The following is a 17,010-nucleotide window of genomic DNA, read 5'->3' on the forward strand; positions in this document are numbered from 1 at the left end:
CTCTACCTTTTCATATTCTATATCTATTTCGCCTCAGAGGTCAGCATCACGCCCAGCTTCTGGAAGGTCTTCTCATCGGCTGCGCTCAGCATACGGGAGGTGTGGACCTGGCTGCCGCGGAGATTCGGGAGCTGCCGGAGGGCAAGGTCGGCCAGCGGGTTGCTCTCGGAGCTGGATGAAAGGGCGATGAGCACCTCCTCCATATGAAGACGCGGGTTACGGCTGCCCAGATAATCTACCTTCAGCTTCTGAATAGGCTTGATCACATTGGGCGTAATCAGAAGCACATCCTCGTCAATGCCTGCCAAATGCTTCAGGGCCTTGATAAGCAGGGCAGAGCAGGCGCCCAGCAGTTCACTGGTCTTGCCGGTGATGATGGTGCCGTCGGGCAGCTCCATGGCTGCAGCGGTGTGACCGGTGGCTTCGGCACGGGTCAGGGCTGCAGGTACCACCTTGCGGTCCTTCACGGTTACGCCTGCGTTGTTCATCAGAAGCTCGATCTTGTAAGCTTCTTCTTCCTTGGATTTACCCCTTGCAATGTTCACCAGAGTCTGGTAATAACGGCGGATAATCTCCTGTCCGGACGCCTCACGGCAGGCCTCGTCGTCTACGATACAGTTGCCGGCCATATTGACGCCCATGTCGGTGGGAGACTTGTACGGACAGTCGCCGTAAATCTCCATGAACATGGCGCGCAGTACCGGGAAAATTTCCACGTCGCGGTTGTAGTTGACCGTAGTCTCACCGTAGGCTTCCAAATGATACGGGTCAATCATGTTCACATCGTTCAGGTCTGCGGTGGCAGCCTCGTAAGCCAGATTGACCGGATGGCTGAGGGGCAGGTTCCAGATGGGGAAGGTCTCGTATTTGGCGTAGCCCGCACGGACGCCCCGCTTGTGCTCATGATAAAGCTGAGACAGACAGGTAGCCATCTTTCCGCTTCCCGGTCCCGGCGCGGTGACAACTACCAGCGGCTTGGTGGTCTCGATGTATTCGTTGTGTCCATAACCCTGATCGCTTACGATAAGCGGAATATTGTTCGGATAGCCCGGAATCAGATAGTGACGGTACACCTTCACGCCCATTTTCTCCAGACGACTCTGGAACATTTGGGCGCTGTACTGGCCTGCGTAGTGTGTAATGCAGACGCTGCCCACATAGAGGTTCTTGGACTCAAAAATGGCTTTCAGACGAAGCAGATCAGAATCGTAGGTGATACCTAAGTCGCCTCGTACCTTATTTTTCTCGATATCCTCTGCGCTGATTACGATAACGATCTCCACCTGATCGGCAAGCTGCATCAGCATCCGCAGCTTGCTGTCCGGCTCGAAGCCCGGCAGTACACGGGACGCATGGTAATCGTCGTAGAGTTTTCCGCCGAATTCCAGATACAGCTTATTATCAAACTTGGCGATACGCTCCCGGATGTGTTCCGACTGCATAGCCAGATATTTGTCATTATCAAATCCTTTTCTCATGTTGCTTCTCCCTTTGTATTTTATTTTCACCTGCAGAACCTGCCAGCGACAGCTTCTTCCGGATACTTTTTAACCCAAAAAGGGGACACTGCCACGCTTAAGCAGCAGTATCCCCAAACAGTTCTATATTATGAAAAATTTAGTCTGCATAACCGTTCGGGTTCATGGTCTGCCATCTCCAGGAATCCTCACACATCTCCTCGATGCCATACTGCGCTACCCAGCCCAGCTCATTCTTCGCCTTGGTGGGATCCGCGTAGCAGGTAGCAATATCGCCCGCACGGCGGGGCTTGATTTCATAGGGAATCTCCTTGCCGCAGGCTTTTTCAAAGGCATGCACCACGTCCAGGACGCTGTAGCCCTTGCCGGTGCCCAGATTGTAAATCAGTACGCCGGGCTCGGTTTCCTCCACCTTCTTAATTGCCGCCACATGGCCCTTTGCCAGGTCTACCACATGAATATAATCACGCACGCCGGTTCCGTCCGGAGTATCGTAGTCATTTCCGAAGACGCCCAGGCATTTCAGCTTGCCGATGGCTACCTGCGCCACATAGGGAACCAGGTTGTTCGGAATGCCCTTCGGATCCTCTCCGATGAGGCCGCTCTTGTGAGCGCCGATGGGATTGAAGTAACGAAGCAGTACCACTCTCCACTCCGGATCGGATACAAAGATATCGGTCAGCACCTGCTCCAGCATGCCCTTGGTCTGTCCATAGGGGTTGGTAATCTTACCCTTGGGGCATTCCTCGGTAATCGGGATAAATGCCGGATCACCGTATACGGTAGCAGAGGAACTGAACACAATATTCTTTACGTTGTGCTTTCTCATCACGTCACAGAGAATCAGAGTTCCGGTAATATTATTATAGTAATACTCGATGGGCTTGCGTACCGACTCACCCACGGCCTTGTAGCCTGCAAAATGAATAACGGATTCAACCTGCTCCTTATCAAAGATGGCGTTCAGGGCGTCACGATCCAGAATATCCGCCTCATAGAACGTAACCTTCTTTCCTGTAATCTGCTCCACGCGTTCCAGCGCTTTTTCACTTGCATTATACAGATTATCTACAACTACTACTTCATAGCCTGCATTCAATAACTCTACACAGGTGTGGCTTCCGATAAAGCCTGCACCGCCTGTTACCAAAATTGACATCAAACTGTCCTCCTGTTTTCAAAGGTTAGCCTTTGCTAACATTTGTTTCACTACTATTCACTGCTAAATCATAACACGGTTTCGTAGGTGGTGCAAGTGCCATTTCCTCCAAAAAAATTGCAGCGTTTTCATAACAGACAGCTTTACGACAAAATTTCAAGCCAGTAGCCATCCGGATCTTCGATAAAATAGATCCCCATTTCTTCATTTTCGAAGCAAATGCAGCCCATCTCCTTGTGCTTTTTATGCGCCTCTTCATAATCGTCCGCCCGGAATGCCAGGTGAAATTCACATTCGCCCAGATTATAGGGCTGCGGATGCTCTTTCAGCCAGGTAAGCTCCAGCTCAAAATCACTTACCTCATTACTCAGATATACAATGATAAAATCATTGGCCGTCTTTCGTCTCACTTCGTGCAGATCGAGAGCTTCGTTATAGAATTTTATAGAACGGTCCAGATCGGATACATTATAGTTTTCATGAATCATCTTAAATTTCATAGCACTTCTCCTTTTGCGCATTCTGTGTTTTTTATACGTGATTTGTATTGCGGATATTCTGTGATAAACCGCTTTATTACGCTGGCGTCCTCCCAATAATGCATGGGAAAAACAGCATTGCAATCTACATTTTCCAGAAAATACAGAATTCCATCGGCATAGTGGGCTTCCTGCCTCGGATCAAGGGGAACGAATGCAGCGTCAAAGTGCATACCCTTAATTTTCCGGATTTCCGCACGATACGCCGAAGTGAGCCGCCGGTTATCCGCTTCCGGCTCTCCTTCCCAATACCAGTCATTTAAGTCGCCGGCATGGTAAATCGTGCCCTCTTTCGTTTGAACGATAAATGCGACGCCGCTATCGTTAGAAAGTAACGTATCGACCCGGGTACCATGATCCAGTTCATAGGTTTGATCGTGATAGGCGTATGTAATTTTTATATTCGACAGGTGGTTCCTGTTGCGTATATCTTTCGCCAAAATTGCCTGATACGTCATCCCCATATGGTCAAGCATTTCGAAGATTTTGGGATTAAAATGATCCTTATGGAAGTGACTGCAAAAGACAATCACCTCTTTTTTTCTGTCGAGAGAGGGCAATTCACCCCTGTAATAGTCGAAAATATAGTAGCAGTCGCCGGATTCAACCAAAAAGCCACTGTGGTTGATATAGGTTATTTTCATGATATCACCTGCATTTTATAATGGAGCGCTTCCATAAAATTTTACAACCTTATTTTATACGTTATTACGTTAGTATGTCAACTCTGGTGACCGTTGGCGTTGAAAATAGAGTTTGATTTTTTCTTAAATTTTCCCCGAATCTCTTGTTCCTTCCACCTTTTCCTCGTATAATAGAGACATGTCGTTAAAAATCAAGGGAGATCCTATGAAACATATTTTACGCTTTATTAAAAACCAGCCGCCCGCAAGACTGATTGTCGCGGGCTTTTTCCTGATTATCCTGACCGGAGCCTGTTTCCTCATGCTGCCGGTATCCTTGCGCCCAGGCGTCCATACCAGCTTTCTTGACGCGCTTTTTACCGCCACCAGCGCCACCTGTGTCACAGGCCTGGTGACCGTAGACCCCGGCGACACCTATACGGTCTTCGGCCGGGTGATTCTGGCGCTGCTTATCCAGACCGGCGGTCTGGGCTTCACCTCCATGGGCGCAGGCCTTATGCTGGCTACCAGACGGCGGGTGGGATTTAAGAGCCGGCTTCTTTTAAAGGAAGCCCTCAATGTGGACAACTTCAGGGGCATCGTCCGGCTGTTAAAGGCTATCTTGCTTACCACCTTAATTTTCGAAACAGTGGGCGCGCTTCTGAGCTTTCCGGTCTTTGTCCGGGACTATCCGCCCCTGGAGGCTGTGGGAATCAGTATCTTTCATTCCATTTCCTCCTTTAATAACGCCGGCTTCGACATTCTGGGCGGTGGCCAGAGCCTCATTCCTTACCAGAACGATATCCTGCTGAACCTGGTTACCGGCGGCCTGATTATCTTCGGCGGCCTGGGCTTCCTGGTGATCCTAGACGTCCTGAGAAACCGTTCCTTCCGGAAGCTGACCCTCCACTCTAAGGTAGTTATAAGCACCACCCTGACGCTTCTGATTGCGGGTACCCTGGTCTTTCGTTTTACGGAGCATATGCCCTGGATTGGCGCGTTTTTCAACAGCGTCACCCCCCGGACTGCCGGCTTTGCCACTTACCCTATAAATGAGTTTTCCCATGCGGGACTCTTTGTGATGATTCTGCTGATGTTTATCGGTGCGTCCCCCGGCTCCACCGGAGGCGGTATCAAGACCAGCACCTTCTTCATCCTGATACAGACCATGCGGAGTGCCCTGAATAAGCGGCACATGGGAGCCTTTCACCGGAGCATTTCCCCGGAAAACACCTCCCGGGCCTTTCTGATTACCCAGCTATCCCTCAGTGTCGTTCTCATCGGAACCTTTCTGCTCTGTCTCCTGGAGCCTTCCTTTGAAATGAGGCAGCTGCTTTTTGAGGTTGTCTCCGCCTTCGGCACCGCAGGACTGTCCACGGGAATCACGGCCAATCTGCATGCAGCCAGCAAGCTGCTCCTGATTTTTCTGATGTTTATCGGAAGACTGGGCGCATTTACGATTATCACCATGTGGATTGAACGGCCGGAGCAGAACGCCCGGTACACGGAAGAATCCATCACCATCGGTTAACATAACATGTTTTGTCAGGCTCTTTTGCCTGCTATCATTATAGAAATGAGGAAACGAAAAAGATGAAGAAAAATGCAAATTCTACCTTTGGAATCGTCGGCCTGGGCCGTTTCGGAACTGCCCTTGCCATCACTCTGGCGGAGGCCGGGAAAGAGGTCATTGTCGTCGATCAGAATGAAGAAAAGGTCAAGGCTATGCGGCAATACACGGAGTACGCCTTTGTCTGCGACAACCTTTCCAAGGCTACCCTGTCAGAGGTGGGAATCCAAAACTGCGATACCGTCATCGTCTGCATCGGCAGCCGTATCGATACCAGTATCCTGACCACCCTGAACGTGGTTTCCCTGGGCGTGCCCCACGTGATTTCCAAGGCCACCAGTCAGGATCAAGGCGCTGTTCTGGAGAAAATCGGTGCGGAGGTGGTCTATCCGGAGCGGGATATGGCCATCCGTCTGGGTAAGAAGCTCCTGTCCGGAAACTTCCTGGATTTCATTTTTCTGGACAATGATATCGAGATCCAACAGGTACCGGTCAGCGGCTTTATCGAAGGAAAAACCATTCAGGAAATCAATATCCGTAAAAAATACGGCCTGAATATCATTGCCATTGAGCACGATCAGAATACCATCATCGAGCTCTCCCCCGACTATAAACTGCAATCGGAGGATATCATCGTTGTCATCGGAAAAGTCCAGAATATCCGGGAATTAGAGCGGGCATTATCATAAACCAGAAGCTCCGGCCAGCCAGGCCGGAGCTTCGTCCGTTCTATTATACCTCTACATAATCCAGCATCAACGCCAATGCAATCCGAAGTCCATTCTCCAGACTGGAAAGCTCAATCCACTCTTCCCGCGTATGCGCCAGCGCGCCTCTCACGGTTCCTACCGTATTCGCCACGATTCCCAGTGAAAGCGGCACATTACTATCGGTAGAATAAGCCTCAAAATCAATCGGATCCTGATACCAGGTTCCAATGACATCCGCCGTATGCTCTGTAAACGCCTTCAGCGTATCCGCGTCCACCGGTCCGTTACCCGGCCGCACGCCTAAAAGTTCCACCTCGATCTCGCCGCCGCGTCCCCGCACCGACTCCACTGCCGCATCAAACCGCTTTTCCATCTCCTCCAGACACTTCTGGGAGGTAGACCGGAACTCATACAGCATATACGCCTCCTGAGCGATGGAATTGACCGTCGTACCGCCCTCCATGCGTCCGATATTGTAGGTGGTAAAAGCGTCCCCATCCTTCGGCGCTTCAATCTTATAGAGCCGCTCCGTCAGATCACAGAGAATTTCCAGCGCGTTCGGATCACCGAAATTGATATAGGAATGACCGCCCCGGGTCTTACAGGTGATACGATATCGGTAAGAACCCACTGCACAGCTGCAGCACTGGGGTGTATAGCCGTCAAAGGAATAAAAAGCCTTGATCTTCGATCCATAGGTGGCAAACAGTGCCTTCGTGCCATCCAGATTGCCCAGGCCCTCCTCGCAGGCATTTGCCACAAAGAGAATGCCGCACTTCGGCTTTAGCCCATGATTCATCAGATACTTTGCGCCCATCATCAGATTCACCAGATTGCTGGTATCATCGCCGATGCCCGGTGCGAAAAGCTTTCCGTCCTCCTCCTTAAGAGGCAGCTCTGTAGTATCCGGGAACACGATATCCGTATGCGCTGCGAAGACCACCAGCTCCTCCGCATCCGGGTCGCCCAGTTTGCAGATCACATTCTTCGCGTCATCGATATGCACATCCTCCGCGCCCTGCTTCTGAAACCAGTCCCTGCAGAATGCCGCCCGCATATCCTCCTGATGAGAGGGGGCCGGAATCACACCCAGAGTTTTTAAGAGTTCCTTCTGCTCAGACGCTGCTTCAGCGGCATACTGTTCCGCCAGTTCTTTGATTTTCTCGTTCATAAGACTTCTCCTTTTCCCAAACCCCTTATTTTAGAAAACCGGGTAAATGGTCATCACCCAGAATACACTTACCAGTGTAATGACAATAAACGGAACCCAGCCCATTTTCATCAGTTGCTTTACGGTATAGTTACCAGCGCCCATCATCTGCGGTACAGCCGGAGTCGCCAGCGGGGTAAAGAACGCGGTCATGGAAGCGATCATGCAGAGCATGATAGGTCCAACCGGGTTCGCGCCCATGGATTTGCAGATCATGATGTACAGTGGCACGAAAATGGAATAAATTCCCAGATTTAACATGAACTGTGTCAGGACAAACGGTACCAGGAAAAAAATAAATCCTGCGATGTAGTTATTGTGTACGCTTAAAATGATGCCGGACAGATGATTTCCAATCATATCCGCCACTCCGGTTCCGGACAGTGCGGTTCCGATGGCCAGAGCGCCTACGAAAAGCAGTACCATACTGATATTCATGGACTCAATCAGCTCTTTCTTGGTCATGATACCGGACGCCGCGATCACCAGTGCGCCGATAAAGGCCACCTGCCAGGTCTTCAGACCGATCTGGTTGGAGAACAGCAGTCCCAGAAGAACGCAGACAAAGGTTGCGTAGCCGATAAACTCGCGAACTGGGCTCAGCTTTTCCTGCTCCTTCTGCTCCTTCACCTGAAGCTCGGACTCCATCTCGTTGTCTGGCGCGAAACGTGGTACCACAAAGATGGCCAGCAGAAGAATCGCAATCATGGTCGGCGTTTTGGCGTACATGATGTCCATAATGCTCATGTTGTAGGTGGTATACTCATATGCCTCCAGGAAGCCCTGAATACGCGCCATCTCACTGACAGAAGCGCTGAAGGGCAGGGTGATAACGGTACCAATCGCTGTGATGCCCAGAGAAAACATCATCTTGGACGGAGCGATTTTCATCTCCTTACAGACACCGTAGGCCAGCGGAAATACCACGCTGAAGCAGGCCGCTGCGCTGGGGATGAACTGCGCCAAAATACAGGTCAGAATCACGTAGCCCGCCAGAACCTTGGTAAAGGATCCTTTACTGATGCGGCAGATAAACGCGGAAATTTTCTTTACCATCTGGGTACGGTTCAGACCGGCAGATACCACGAACATACTCGCCATCAGGATAGCGCTGGAATTAGCAAAGCAACTAAGCGCGTCGTTGGGGTCCATGCAGCCTGTGACCATCAGTGCTGCGACGCTGATCAGAGAGATGACGGCCATGGATACGCGGCTGCTCAGGAACGCGTACGCCAGGAGCGTCAGGATGAAAATGATCAGACAGATTGTCATTTGATTCATAACAGTTTCCTCCTATAAATATATTTTTAGATACAAAAAACGCAAAGAAGCATTTTCCGGCCGGTGGTGTCTTCGCTTCTTTGCGTTCCTCTTATCTGCATTATAGCACTTGACAGAGTTCGACAACAAATATATTATCTTTATCAAAAGATATAAAAATTATTTATAGGAGGTATCCGGAAATGAAATTTGACGCGATTTTTTACGCGCTGGAGGTGGCGGACGCGGGCTCCTTCAGCCAGGCGGCGAGAAATCTTTATCTGTCCCAGCCGAATTTAAGCTACGCAGTCCGTCAGCTGGAGAAGGATCTGGACGTGCAGCTCTTTCACCGGGTACCCGGAGGCGTGGTTCCCACTGAGGACGGCCAGGAGCTCATCGAGCGCTTCCGCATCATCCGGCGGGAATATGAGCAGATTCAAAGCTTCTCTGAGCTGCCACACCGGGATTTCAGGCAGCAGCTTCGGATCGGATCCTTACGTTCCAGCCGCGCGGCCCGGGCTTTTTCCCGGTTTGTGAAAAAACACAGCGGAGGCGGCTGCCGGTTTTCCTTTTTGAATTATGATTCCCTGGATGAACTGGTGGACGAAATGACTACGAATAAGCTGGATCTGGCTGTGATAGGCGCCTTTTCTACCCATGTGAAAACCATATACAGCAAGCTGAAGAATTCTGATATTGAGTATCACTTGATAGGCCGGAGCCCTATCTGTGTAGTGGTCGGCAGAAGCAATCCCCTCTATGGCCGCACAGAGGCCGTGGCCCTGGAAGATCTCTATCCCTTTACCGCGGTTCAGTACGGTCCCACCTTCAGCGATCCCAGCCACTCCCTGCTCCATGAGACCGGCCTGTCCCTCCACACCGCCGGAGAAATCAATGTGACCGGAGCCCAGATTTTCTTCGATCTCATCGCCGAAACCGACGTCATCGGCCTGGTCGCCGCCTGGCCCCAGGCCTTCCGCCGCTACCACGAGGAACCCTCCACCTGGATTATTCCCATCAGGGACTGTGAGCTGATGGCCGAATACGGTTGGATCAAGCCCCGCCGCACCATACTGCCGGAGCTGGCGCAGGAGTATCTGGATATTTTGGTGGGACTGTATTAACCGTCAAAACTAATCTCCTGTGTTCTCTCCTACAGCCTGGTCAGATTAAAAATCCACTCCAGCCACCGCTCCACCGAGCTGGCCCGCCGGGCGATCTGCCCTTCGCTGCAGACATGCAATTCCCGCATCCGCCGCCCGATGACCTTCTTATCCGGATACCGGCCCGTCTTAGCGCCCATGTCAAAAAACTCCGCGAAAATCCGATGCTCCAGCATCAGCTCCACCAGCTTCAGCTGTCGGGGCTTGTAATTCATCCGAAAGACCCTCTCGCCAAGCCCGGTCAGCCGCACCAGCACCTGACCGTCCGCATTTTCTTTCTCGAAGAGTCCCAGATACCGCCCCGCATTATAATAATAATCTGACTGCCGCAGGTCGAAATCCATCAACTCCGCAATTTGCCCCGGCGTCATGGGATTGCCGTACAGATTCTCCAACAGAGAAATAATACGCTCCATGGAGTTGGCCTGGATAAACGGAACCGACGTATCATCCATGTCATCGTCTGTCCGGATAGCTGTCCGCTCCCGCACCTCCCGGAGTTCACGCAGACTGATCCGCGTATCCTGCAGGGAATAATTTTTCGCCTGCACCAGCTCGATGGACGAGTAATCCTCCGGATCCGCAAACCGGTACTCAAACAGTCGATAAATCAGATTGGAATACACAGAAAAGACCAGCCGGATGGGCTTCTTCACCCGCGTCCGCCACAGCCGGTACGGGTAGTAAAGCTGCCGTACATGGAAATCGGAATGCACCACATTTTTGGCTTCCATAATGACCACGGAACGGGCGTTTTCAAAGCCGCCGTCGATCTCGCACTGGGCATTTTCCACATGAATCTGCTGTGCCGCGCCCCGCACCGTATGAACCCGGAAGTCAAAAATGCCCGTCCCCATGCGGCCATTAAAGGTAGCGTCATTTCGCCCGTCCCCCAGAAAATCATCGAGAATCCCGGACAGAGTCAGCGCATGAATGGCGTTGGCCTCTGAACTGATGTTATTGACATCGATGGACTCATACTCCGGCATGTCCACATGGGTCATCCGGGCCACATGCTCATGAAGTTCCGGAATCGGCTCATACAGCAGGAACTCTCCCATCACATAGGAAGTCCTGCTATCCGGCAAAAGATTCAGCTTCTGCTTCCGAAGAGCGTCCGGCAATGCGTCGGAGCTGTCCCATTTGGCCATCAGGCGGGGCTCCCGGAATTCCCGAATCTGGTCCGCCTTGATTCTGTATACACCGTTTTTTTCCACCTCTTCTGCGATAGGGTATTTCTCCAGAAGCCGTTTCCAGGCCTCATTTGCAGAAAGCGTCGTCTTCTCCGCCATATCGGTACCTCATTATTTCCCATAAAAAGAGCTGTTCTATAAAACCACATTTTTAAAATTCGACTGTCTTAAAGCTCCCATTCTCCGCATTATAGAAGAACACCTTCTGGGACAGTCGCTCCTCTTCGCCGCAGGTGCGGTTCAGATGCTTCAGGCTCCGCAAAATCCGGATGGGAAGAATACTCCCGGCCGGATGGATGCAGGCCTCGTGGACACTGGTAAACGCCACATAATAGCTTCCTCCCGACAGCTTGGCCAGCCGTTCCTTCACACCCGGATAAAACATGGCGATGGCTCCGTTCAGCTTCCGGGTGGTGGTCAGAAGCGGCGCCCGCTCCGGACTGAGCATCTGAATTCCACTGTTTTCCGACATGAATTCTCCCTTTTCATAGGGAGCGCCCACACAATCCATGGGATCCAGATACAGGCGCGGCGGTGCCGTCACGTAGGTGTTCAGCATGGCGTCCTCCCAGACGCGCTTTCTGGGCAGCCTCCAGCCATCCACGGTCGTTCGGGGAACCTTTATGGTCCCCAGGCCATTTTCACCGTCATACACGGTCAGATAGAGTACTAGAGCCACGTCACCGTACCGCTCATACACATACTCCTTGAGCTCCCGTCTGCAGTCGCTGAAATAGATGGGCCGAATCAGCAGTTTGTCCCTGATCAGCTCATAATTCTGCATCTGTTCCAGCACACCGGTCTCCAGCATCTCACCTGCCGCTTTTATGCTGCCCTGCACATAGCGCCAGACGCTGTCCCAGCCCTCTTCCTCCTGCCGGTCATAAAGCTCTTCCAGTGAAAACCGGGAAACCTGTGAGAGCTTCTCGCTTTTTGTTTTGGTAACCGTCACATAATCGCCGATCAGCACGCCGGATTCCGTCTGATTGTACCGCAGATTCGTCTCCCTTACAAACCGCTCGTCGTACCCCTCATCTCCATCCGAAAGACCTTCCGGGTAAAACTGAATCTCGCCGGGCTTCACTCCCAGAGCCTTCTTTTCCGTAAGCCGGGTCAGAAAACTGCTGCAAAACTCCTGATATGTCACGCCATATCCTCCTTTATTTTAGCTGTATTGGTCGGAACTTTCAACCTCCTTATCTTCTGTAGGTGTAGACACCCGATGAGCAATGAATTTTGCACGGGCTTTTGAAGCTTGTTTGTCAAAAAAATCATGGGATCATTGGGAAGAAGCGCCCTGTGATACAAAAGATTAATCTGATAGTTAAAGAATAGCATATTGTAATGTTTTTGTAAATTATTTCCATCCGGCAAATTTCGTAACGATACGACAATGAATTGGCTTTTCCGCGAAAAGTCTGTTCTATATCATGAAAGCTTTATACTTGCACCCACAAAAAACGTGGTCCGTAATCCCTCTCTCCACTGATTCTGCGGCAAAACCGAGGTTATCACTTTCCACGTTCTCTTTTGACTTTCTACTATATTCCTTCTAATTTACCCTGCTGTGCCGCATACTCCTTGAGCTCACACAGTCCTGCCGCCATCCCGGCCTCTGCGCCTGTCTCAGGAAGTTTCACGGTACAAATCGCCCGTTCACAGCCATCTATGAGCCGTTTCGCCTCCGCGATCTGCTCCTCTCCGATCGTCTGAAAAGCCGATACCCTCACCGTCTGCACTGCCAGCGCCTTCGCCGACGGATAATCCAAATCATTTTCCCACAAGATCCCGGCTGCAAAGGGGATTCTCTCCCTCTGAAGCTTTCGGAACACCGCCGTGCCCATGCCATTTCCGGCGATAACAAAGACCCGCGGCTCCCCATCCACAGCCGGGAGCTCCAGGTCGCCGGTCAGCTCGTCGTAGGTTCCCACGGTCATGCCATACAGCTTCGGAATATACCCTTCGGTGAAAATCTCCTCCGGCGTCCCGAACCGATCCACCTTATCGCCCCGCACGCAGGCAATTTTATCCGAGATACGGCCTGCCAGATCCAGTTCATGTAAGGACATGATGACAGACAGATTTCTTGTCCGTGACATATTTTGAATAATGGAAAGGAATTCCAGTTTGTAACGGATATCCAGAAATGAAGTGGGCTCGTCCAGCACAATAATATCCGGCTGCTGGCAGAGGGCCCGGGCCAGCATGACCCGCTGCTTCTGACCGTCGCTGGTCTTCGTATAATCCCGATCCGCCAGCTCATGGATATGTACCAGATCCATGGCCTCGTCCACCACCGCCCAGTCCTCCCCGGAGAGCACGCCAAACTTGCCCGTATAGGGGTAACGGCCTGTGGACACCACGTCCCGGCAGGTCATCATTTCCGGATGGATGCGCTCGGTCAGCACTACAGAAAGCTTCTGAGACAGTTCCTTGCCGCTCAAATCCCCCATAGCCTTGCCGTCCAGCACCGCCACGCCGCCTAAGGGCGCCAGCTGCCGGATGATACTTTTCAGAATCGTAGTCTTGCCCGCGCCGTTGGGGCCGATGAGAGTCAGGATTTCACCCTTTTTCAGGCCGATTCGGATGTCTTTGATCAGGGGAACGCCGTGGTAGCCGACGGTCAGCCCTTCCGTGTAGAAATAATAGGTATCCATATGCTACTCCGCCCTCTCCTTTTTTCTGTGAATCATGATGTAGATGACCACCGGCGCGCCGAACACCGCCGTCACTGTACTGATGGACAATTCCGTCGGCGCAAACATGGTCCGGGCCAGCAGGTCGCAAAACAGGCAGAAAGCCGCTCCACCCAGGAAACAGGCCGGAATCATCAGGATAGGCTTCGCCGTCCCGAAAAGATTCTTGACCAGATGGGGCACCGCGATTCCCACGAAGGAGACCGGACCCGCAAAGGCCGTCACGCAGGCCGACAGGACGCTGGAAAGCAGCACCAGAAGAACCCGGAATACCTGCACGTTCAGGCCCATATTTTTTGCGTAGGCCTCTCCCATCTGGTATGCGCTGATGGGCTTGGACATGAGAAAGACGCAGATAGCTGTAATTCCCACCACGATGGCCATAATCAGCACATTGTCCCAGGTCATGCCGGAAAAGCTTCCCTTGGACCAGTTGTGCAGATTCACGATGTCCGCGTCATCCGCAAAGGTCACCACGAAGTCCGTCACAGCCGAACAGATATAGCCGATCATGACGCCGCTGACGATAAGCATGGACATCTGATCCATGACCCGTGACATGAGAATCACAAAGCCCATACAGAGCATGGCTCCCGCAAAGGCCGCGATAATCAGGACCCAGGAGCTTAAAGCAAAAGCATTTCCCAGGGCTGCCACCATGACCAGGGCCACCACCAGCTTTGCGCCGGAGGAGATCCCCAGTGTAAAGGGACCCGCGATGGGGTTATGGAAGAAGGTCTGCAAAAGATAGCCGGACAGAGCCAGGCCGCCGCCCAGGATGCCTGCTGCTGCAGCCCGGGGAAATCGGATGCCCATGACGATATCCGTATAGGTATCATCGTTCCCATTTTTCCCCAGAATCTTTGGAATCTCCGCCAGCGGAATGTTCACGGTTCCGATGCAGATGCTCAAAACCAGAAAAATCAGCACCAGCAGGGCCAGTATCAGAAATGCAGCCCAGTATCTTCCTTTATTTCGGGCATTTCTGCCGCCTGTTGTGTTACTCATTGTTCCCGTTCCCTTCTGTCACTGTGCAAATTCCCACAGCTATCGTGTGTCTGTTATCCGGCGCATACTTTCCGGATCCCTCTCTTTGCGTTCCGAAGCGTATCAGTTTAACTTGTAAAGATAAGTCAGATCCCCGTCGTCCCCCACCAGCATCCGGTGAATATCCGACGTAATCGTGCCCAGCTCCATGGTAGACTGATACAGATTCTTCATGGTACAGTACACATGGCCCTCCTGCACTGCCCTGAATTTCCCCAGCAGCGGGCTTTTTGCCAGCAGCTCATCCACCGAGGAGAGCTGTCCCTCTATGGTACTGTTGTAAATGATGTAATCCGCGTCCTTCGCCCCTGCGTAGAACTCCTCCATCGTCATGGACAGGGTGGAAGTAGCATCCTCTGCATCTCCCAGATCCTGGAAAATATACGTGCCGCCCGCCAGCTCAATCATCTTCGGCAGATAGTCGGCAGATTTCCGCACGTTGGCTTCGCCGTTGCTGGTGATATAGAAAAATGCCACCGTCTTGCCTGTGGCTTCTTCGCCGCTGATGGCCTTAAAAGCATCCGCCTCACTGGCAAAGGCCGCCTCAGCCTCTTCCTCATGGCCGGTCAGCAGGCCGTAGAGCTTCACCCACTCGGTCCTGCCTAAGGGGTTCGGCTCATAGCTGGAATGATCTATCAGCACCGGAATTCCGAATTTATCCAGCTGCTCCTGCACCTCCGGCGTATGGGAAATCATGGTGTTCTCGATGGCCAGGCCGCAATTTTCCGCCAGAATCTGCTCATAATCCGGCGCAGAATATTTGCCTGCATAGAGAATGTCGCCATTCTCCATGGCTGCCTTCGCCGCATCGATATACCAGCCGTCGGCTTTGGTGCCGCTGAAGCGAATACTGTCCAGGGCGTCCAGGGATACGAACATGTCCATGACCGCCGAAGCCACCAGATATATATTCTGAATGGGCTGCTGAAGTACCGTGATATCCTTCGCCAGATCCTCCGGCGCTTCCTTATCCTCAGGAACCACCAGGAAGCGTCCGCCGTCCGTGATGGTTATCAGTGAATAGCCGCCCTCATAATTGTCAATGGTAAATTTCTGCGCGTATTCCAGCTTCGTGCTGTCCGTATAAGTCAGCTCGTCACTGATATCCGTGCTGTTCTCTGCCGTGCCGGAACCGCCTGCTCCACAGGCCGTAAGTCCCAGACACATAGCCAGGCACAGAAGAAGTGCCATCAGTTTCTTTTTCATGCCTTTGTATTCCTCTTCTTCCGCATCACAGTCGCCGCAATCGCTGCCGCTACCGCAATTATCACAATACCTGCTGCCGCCGTAGTGGAGCCCGCTCCTCCCGTGCTGCCGCCATTCTCTCCCTGAATAGAATCTGACGCAAAGGTCAGCGTATATTCTACCTCATGGGGCGTACTCATGGCCGTCGTATCGCCAATCACATCGATCCCCTCGTCAAAGACCTCCACCGGAATTTCAAAAACCGAATGCTCGTCTGTACTCACCGGAAGATACTTCTCGCCGCCCACGATCATATAGTCGTAGTGATTGCTGCTCCAGGTAATCTGGGCCACAGCCTGTCCGTCCTCCACGGACAACGCGGCAGGTGACTCAATAGTGGCCCGGCCGCTGCCGCCCTCCATGGCCACTTCTACCGTATAATTACCGTCCGCCAGCTGTAAATCCTCGATTGTCATTGTCTTACTCCTTCTATTTGAATTTCCTATAATTGGAACAAGGGGGCTGCCGCAAAACGTTCTGCACATTCTACAACAGCCCCTGCATGTTATTGTTCGCTTTTTCTAAAGCCTAGTCCTGAAGAAGCTCCGGATTGGATACGCTGACCTTATGGTCGTACCATACGCCCTTGGTTCCGATCAGCGCCAGGTCGAATTCCTCGTCCAGTGCGGGAACCGGTACGTCGAAGGCATTGGCCTCCTCCGGTTCTGTACCATCGCCGAAATCTACGGTCTCTACGGTCGGCTGCAGAAGCTCTGCGCCGTCCTTCTGGGCATCCTCTGCCAGACCTTCATACAGATTCACAATGTTCTTGGAAGGCATAACCACATGAATGGTCATCTGTCCGTCCTTTACGGTCAGCGTTCCCTTTCCCTCGTAAAATTCATTTACATGGAACATACTGCTGTCTGTATTGAAATCTGCGGTGTAAACGCCGTCCTCCAGTGCCGCTGCTGCAGCTTCTTCTGCGTCAGCCTTTTCCGGCTCCGCCGTTTCTTCTGTCTTGGCAGTTTTCTCATCGGAGCTTTCCGCTTCTGTGGTAGTCTCTGCAGCCGGCGTCTCCGCCTTGCTGCCGCAGCCCATCACCAGTGTGCAGCTTAAGACTGCCATTCCCATTAACGCGATGATTTTCTTCTTCATTTCTTTTCTTGTCCTTTAT

At 52.1% G+C, this 17,010-nt stretch carries 16 protein-coding genes; 3 read left to right on the forward strand and 13 right to left on the reverse strand.

What is annotated here, in order from left to right:
• Positions 1–23: 23 nt before the first annotated feature.
• The 4 genes from ACTRC3_RS00080 to ACTRC3_RS00095 all read right to left on the reverse strand — a co-directional run bounded on the left by ACTRC3_RS00080 (position 24) and on the right by ACTRC3_RS00095 (position 3,820).
• Positions 24–1,478 carry a DUF1846 domain-containing protein gene (locus ACTRC3_RS00080; RefSeq protein WP_349164395.1) on the reverse strand — a complete coding sequence of 485 codons (1,455 nt, stop codon included), beginning with the start codon at positions 1,476–1,478 and terminating at the stop codon, positions 24–26.
• Positions 1,479–1,617: 139 nt separating this feature from the next.
• A complete protein-coding gene (galE, locus tag ACTRC3_RS00085) occupies positions 1,618–2,637 on the reverse strand; it encodes a UDP-glucose 4-epimerase GalE (RefSeq protein WP_440320647.1) in 1,020 nt (339 codons plus the stop codon).
• 143 nt (positions 2,638–2,780) lie between these two features.
• Positions 2,781–3,137, reverse strand: coding sequence for a VOC family protein (locus ACTRC3_RS00090; protein ID WP_440320649.1), 357 nt, complete (start codon positions 3,135–3,137; stop codon positions 2,781–2,783).
• Positions 3,134–3,820, reverse strand: coding sequence for an MBL fold metallo-hydrolase (locus ACTRC3_RS00095; RefSeq protein ID WP_178039710.1), 687 nt, complete (start codon positions 3,818–3,820; stop codon positions 3,134–3,136). Before ACTRC3_RS00095 ends, ACTRC3_RS00090 begins: the two co-directional genes overlap by 4 nt.
• A 205-nt stretch (positions 3,821–4,025) precedes the next feature.
• On the opposite strand from ACTRC3_RS00095, the gene ACTRC3_RS00100 reads away from it, so the two are divergent.
• The gene (locus tag ACTRC3_RS00100; RefSeq protein ID WP_440320651.1) at positions 4,026–5,330 is read left to right on the forward strand and encodes a TrkH family potassium uptake protein; all 1,305 of its coding nucleotides are present in this window, start codon (positions 4,026–4,028) and stop codon (positions 5,328–5,330) included.
• Positions 5,331–5,341: 11 nt separating this feature from the next.
• Positions 5,342–6,058 (forward strand): potassium channel family protein, encoded by a 717-nt coding sequence (locus ACTRC3_RS00105; protein ID WP_440320653.1) that lies wholly within the window; start codon positions 5,342–5,344, stop codon positions 6,056–6,058.
• 43 nt (positions 6,059–6,101) lie between these two features.
• On the opposite strand, the gene ACTRC3_RS00110 is transcribed toward ACTRC3_RS00105, so the two are convergent.
• Both ACTRC3_RS00110 and ACTRC3_RS00115 read right to left on the reverse strand, forming a co-directional pair.
• Positions 6,102–7,250 (reverse strand): M20/M25/M40 family metallo-hydrolase, encoded by a 1,149-nt coding sequence (locus tag ACTRC3_RS00110; protein ID WP_440320654.1) that lies wholly within the window; start codon positions 7,248–7,250, stop codon positions 6,102–6,104.
• 30 nt (positions 7,251–7,280) lie between these two features.
• Positions 7,281–8,570 carry an SLC13 family permease gene (locus ACTRC3_RS00115; RefSeq protein WP_440320656.1) on the reverse strand — a complete coding sequence of 430 codons (1,290 nt, stop codon included), beginning with the start codon at positions 8,568–8,570 and terminating at the stop codon, positions 7,281–7,283.
• Positions 8,571–8,752: 182 nt separating this feature from the next.
• Here ACTRC3_RS00115 and ACTRC3_RS00120 point away from each other — a divergent pair, with 182 nt between their 5' ends.
• Positions 8,753–9,673: a LysR family transcriptional regulator gene (locus ACTRC3_RS00120; RefSeq protein WP_440320658.1), complete on the forward strand. Its 921-nt coding sequence runs from the start codon at positions 8,753–8,755 to the stop codon at positions 9,671–9,673.
• Positions 9,674–9,702: 29 nt separating this feature from the next.
• Here the strand turns inward: ACTRC3_RS00120 and ACTRC3_RS00125 are convergent, their stop codons facing one another.
• The 7 genes from ACTRC3_RS00125 to ACTRC3_RS00155 all read right to left on the reverse strand — a co-directional run bounded on the left by ACTRC3_RS00125 (position 9,703) and on the right by ACTRC3_RS00155 (position 16,991).
• Positions 9,703–11,004, reverse strand: coding sequence for a type II restriction enzyme (locus ACTRC3_RS00125; protein ID WP_440320660.1), 1,302 nt, complete (start codon positions 11,002–11,004; stop codon positions 9,703–9,705).
• Positions 11,005–11,056: 52 nt separating this feature from the next.
• Positions 11,057–12,052, reverse strand: coding sequence for a DUF5688 family protein (locus ACTRC3_RS00130; protein WP_178039715.1), 996 nt, complete (start codon positions 12,050–12,052; stop codon positions 11,057–11,059).
• Between the two features lie 394 nt (positions 12,053–12,446).
• Entirely contained in the window at positions 12,447–13,562 is a 1,116-nt protein-coding gene (locus ACTRC3_RS00135; RefSeq protein WP_440320662.1) for an ABC transporter ATP-binding protein, read from the reverse strand.
• A gap of 3 nt (positions 13,563–13,565) precedes the next feature.
• Positions 13,566–14,609: a FecCD family ABC transporter permease gene (locus ACTRC3_RS00140; protein ID WP_440320664.1), complete on the reverse strand. Its 1,044-nt coding sequence runs from the start codon at positions 14,607–14,609 to the stop codon at positions 13,566–13,568.
• A 102-nt stretch (positions 14,610–14,711) separates the two neighbouring features.
• Positions 14,712–15,854, reverse strand: a complete 1,143-nt coding sequence (locus ACTRC3_RS00145) for an ABC transporter substrate-binding protein (RefSeq protein ID WP_440320666.1) — start codon at positions 15,852–15,854, stop codon at positions 14,712–14,714.
• Positions 15,851–16,309 (reverse strand): hypothetical protein, encoded by a 459-nt coding sequence (locus ACTRC3_RS00150; RefSeq protein WP_158361817.1) that lies wholly within the window; start codon positions 16,307–16,309, stop codon positions 15,851–15,853. The genes ACTRC3_RS00145 and ACTRC3_RS00150 overlap by 4 nt, the downstream gene beginning before the upstream one ends.
• Before the next feature lie 112 nt (positions 16,310–16,421).
• Complete coding sequence (locus ACTRC3_RS00155) at positions 16,422–16,991, reverse strand: hypothetical protein (protein ID WP_440320668.1); 570 nt, start codon at positions 16,989–16,991, stop codon at positions 16,422–16,424.
• Positions 16,992–17,010 lie beyond the last annotated feature (19 nt).

The organism is Laedolimicola sp. (assembly GCF_051972735.1).
GTDB classification, from domain to species: Bacteria; Bacillota; Clostridia; order Lachnospirales; family Lachnospiraceae; genus Laedolimicola; species Laedolimicola intestinihominis.

Bases quoted from the DNA above. Each gene is read 5' to 3' on its own strand.
- ACTRC3_RS00080 (WP_349164395.1), bottom strand. From the start codon at position 1,478: ATGAGAAAAGGATTTGATAATGACAAATATCTGGCTATGCAGTCGGAA.
- galE (WP_440320647.1), bottom strand. From the start codon at position 2,637: ATGTCAATTTTGGTAACAGGCGGTGCAGGCTTTATCGGAAGCCACACC.
- ACTRC3_RS00090 (WP_440320649.1), bottom strand. From the start codon at position 3,137: ATGAAATTTAAGATGATTCATGAAAACTATAATGTATCCGATCTGGAC.
- ACTRC3_RS00095 (WP_178039710.1), bottom strand. From the start codon at position 3,820: ATGAAAATAACCTATATCAACCACAGTGGCTTTTTGGTTGAATCCGGC.
- ACTRC3_RS00100 (WP_440320651.1), top strand. From the start codon at position 4,026: ATGAAACATATTTTACGCTTTATTAAAAACCAGCCGCCCGCAAGACTG.
- ACTRC3_RS00110 (WP_440320654.1), bottom strand. From the start codon at position 7,250: ATGAACGAGAAAATCAAAGAACTGGCGGAACAGTATGCCGCTGAAGCA.
- ACTRC3_RS00115 (WP_440320656.1), bottom strand. From the start codon at position 8,570: ATGAATCAAATGACAATCTGTCTGATCATTTTCATCCTGACGCTCCTG.
- ACTRC3_RS00120 (WP_440320658.1), top strand. From the start codon at position 8,753: ATGAAATTTGACGCGATTTTTTACGCGCTGGAGGTGGCGGACGCGGGC.
- ACTRC3_RS00125 (WP_440320660.1), bottom strand. From the start codon at position 11,004: ATGGCGGAGAAGACGACGCTTTCTGCAAATGAGGCCTGGAAACGGCTT.
- ACTRC3_RS00135 (WP_440320662.1), bottom strand. From the start codon at position 13,562: ATGGATACCTATTATTTCTACACGGAAGGGCTGACCGTCGGCTACCAC.
- ACTRC3_RS00140 (WP_440320664.1), bottom strand. From the start codon at position 14,609: ATGAGTAACACAACAGGCGGCAGAAATGCCCGAAATAAAGGAAGATAC.
- ACTRC3_RS00145 (WP_440320666.1), bottom strand. From the start codon at position 15,854: ATGAAAAAGAAACTGATGGCACTTCTTCTGTGCCTGGCTATGTGTCTG.
- ACTRC3_RS00150 (WP_158361817.1), bottom strand. From the start codon at position 16,309: ATGACAATCGAGGATTTACAGCTGGCGGACGGTAATTATACGGTAGAA.
- ACTRC3_RS00155 (WP_440320668.1), bottom strand. From the start codon at position 16,991: ATGAAGAAGAAAATCATCGCGTTAATGGGAATGGCAGTCTTAAGCTGC.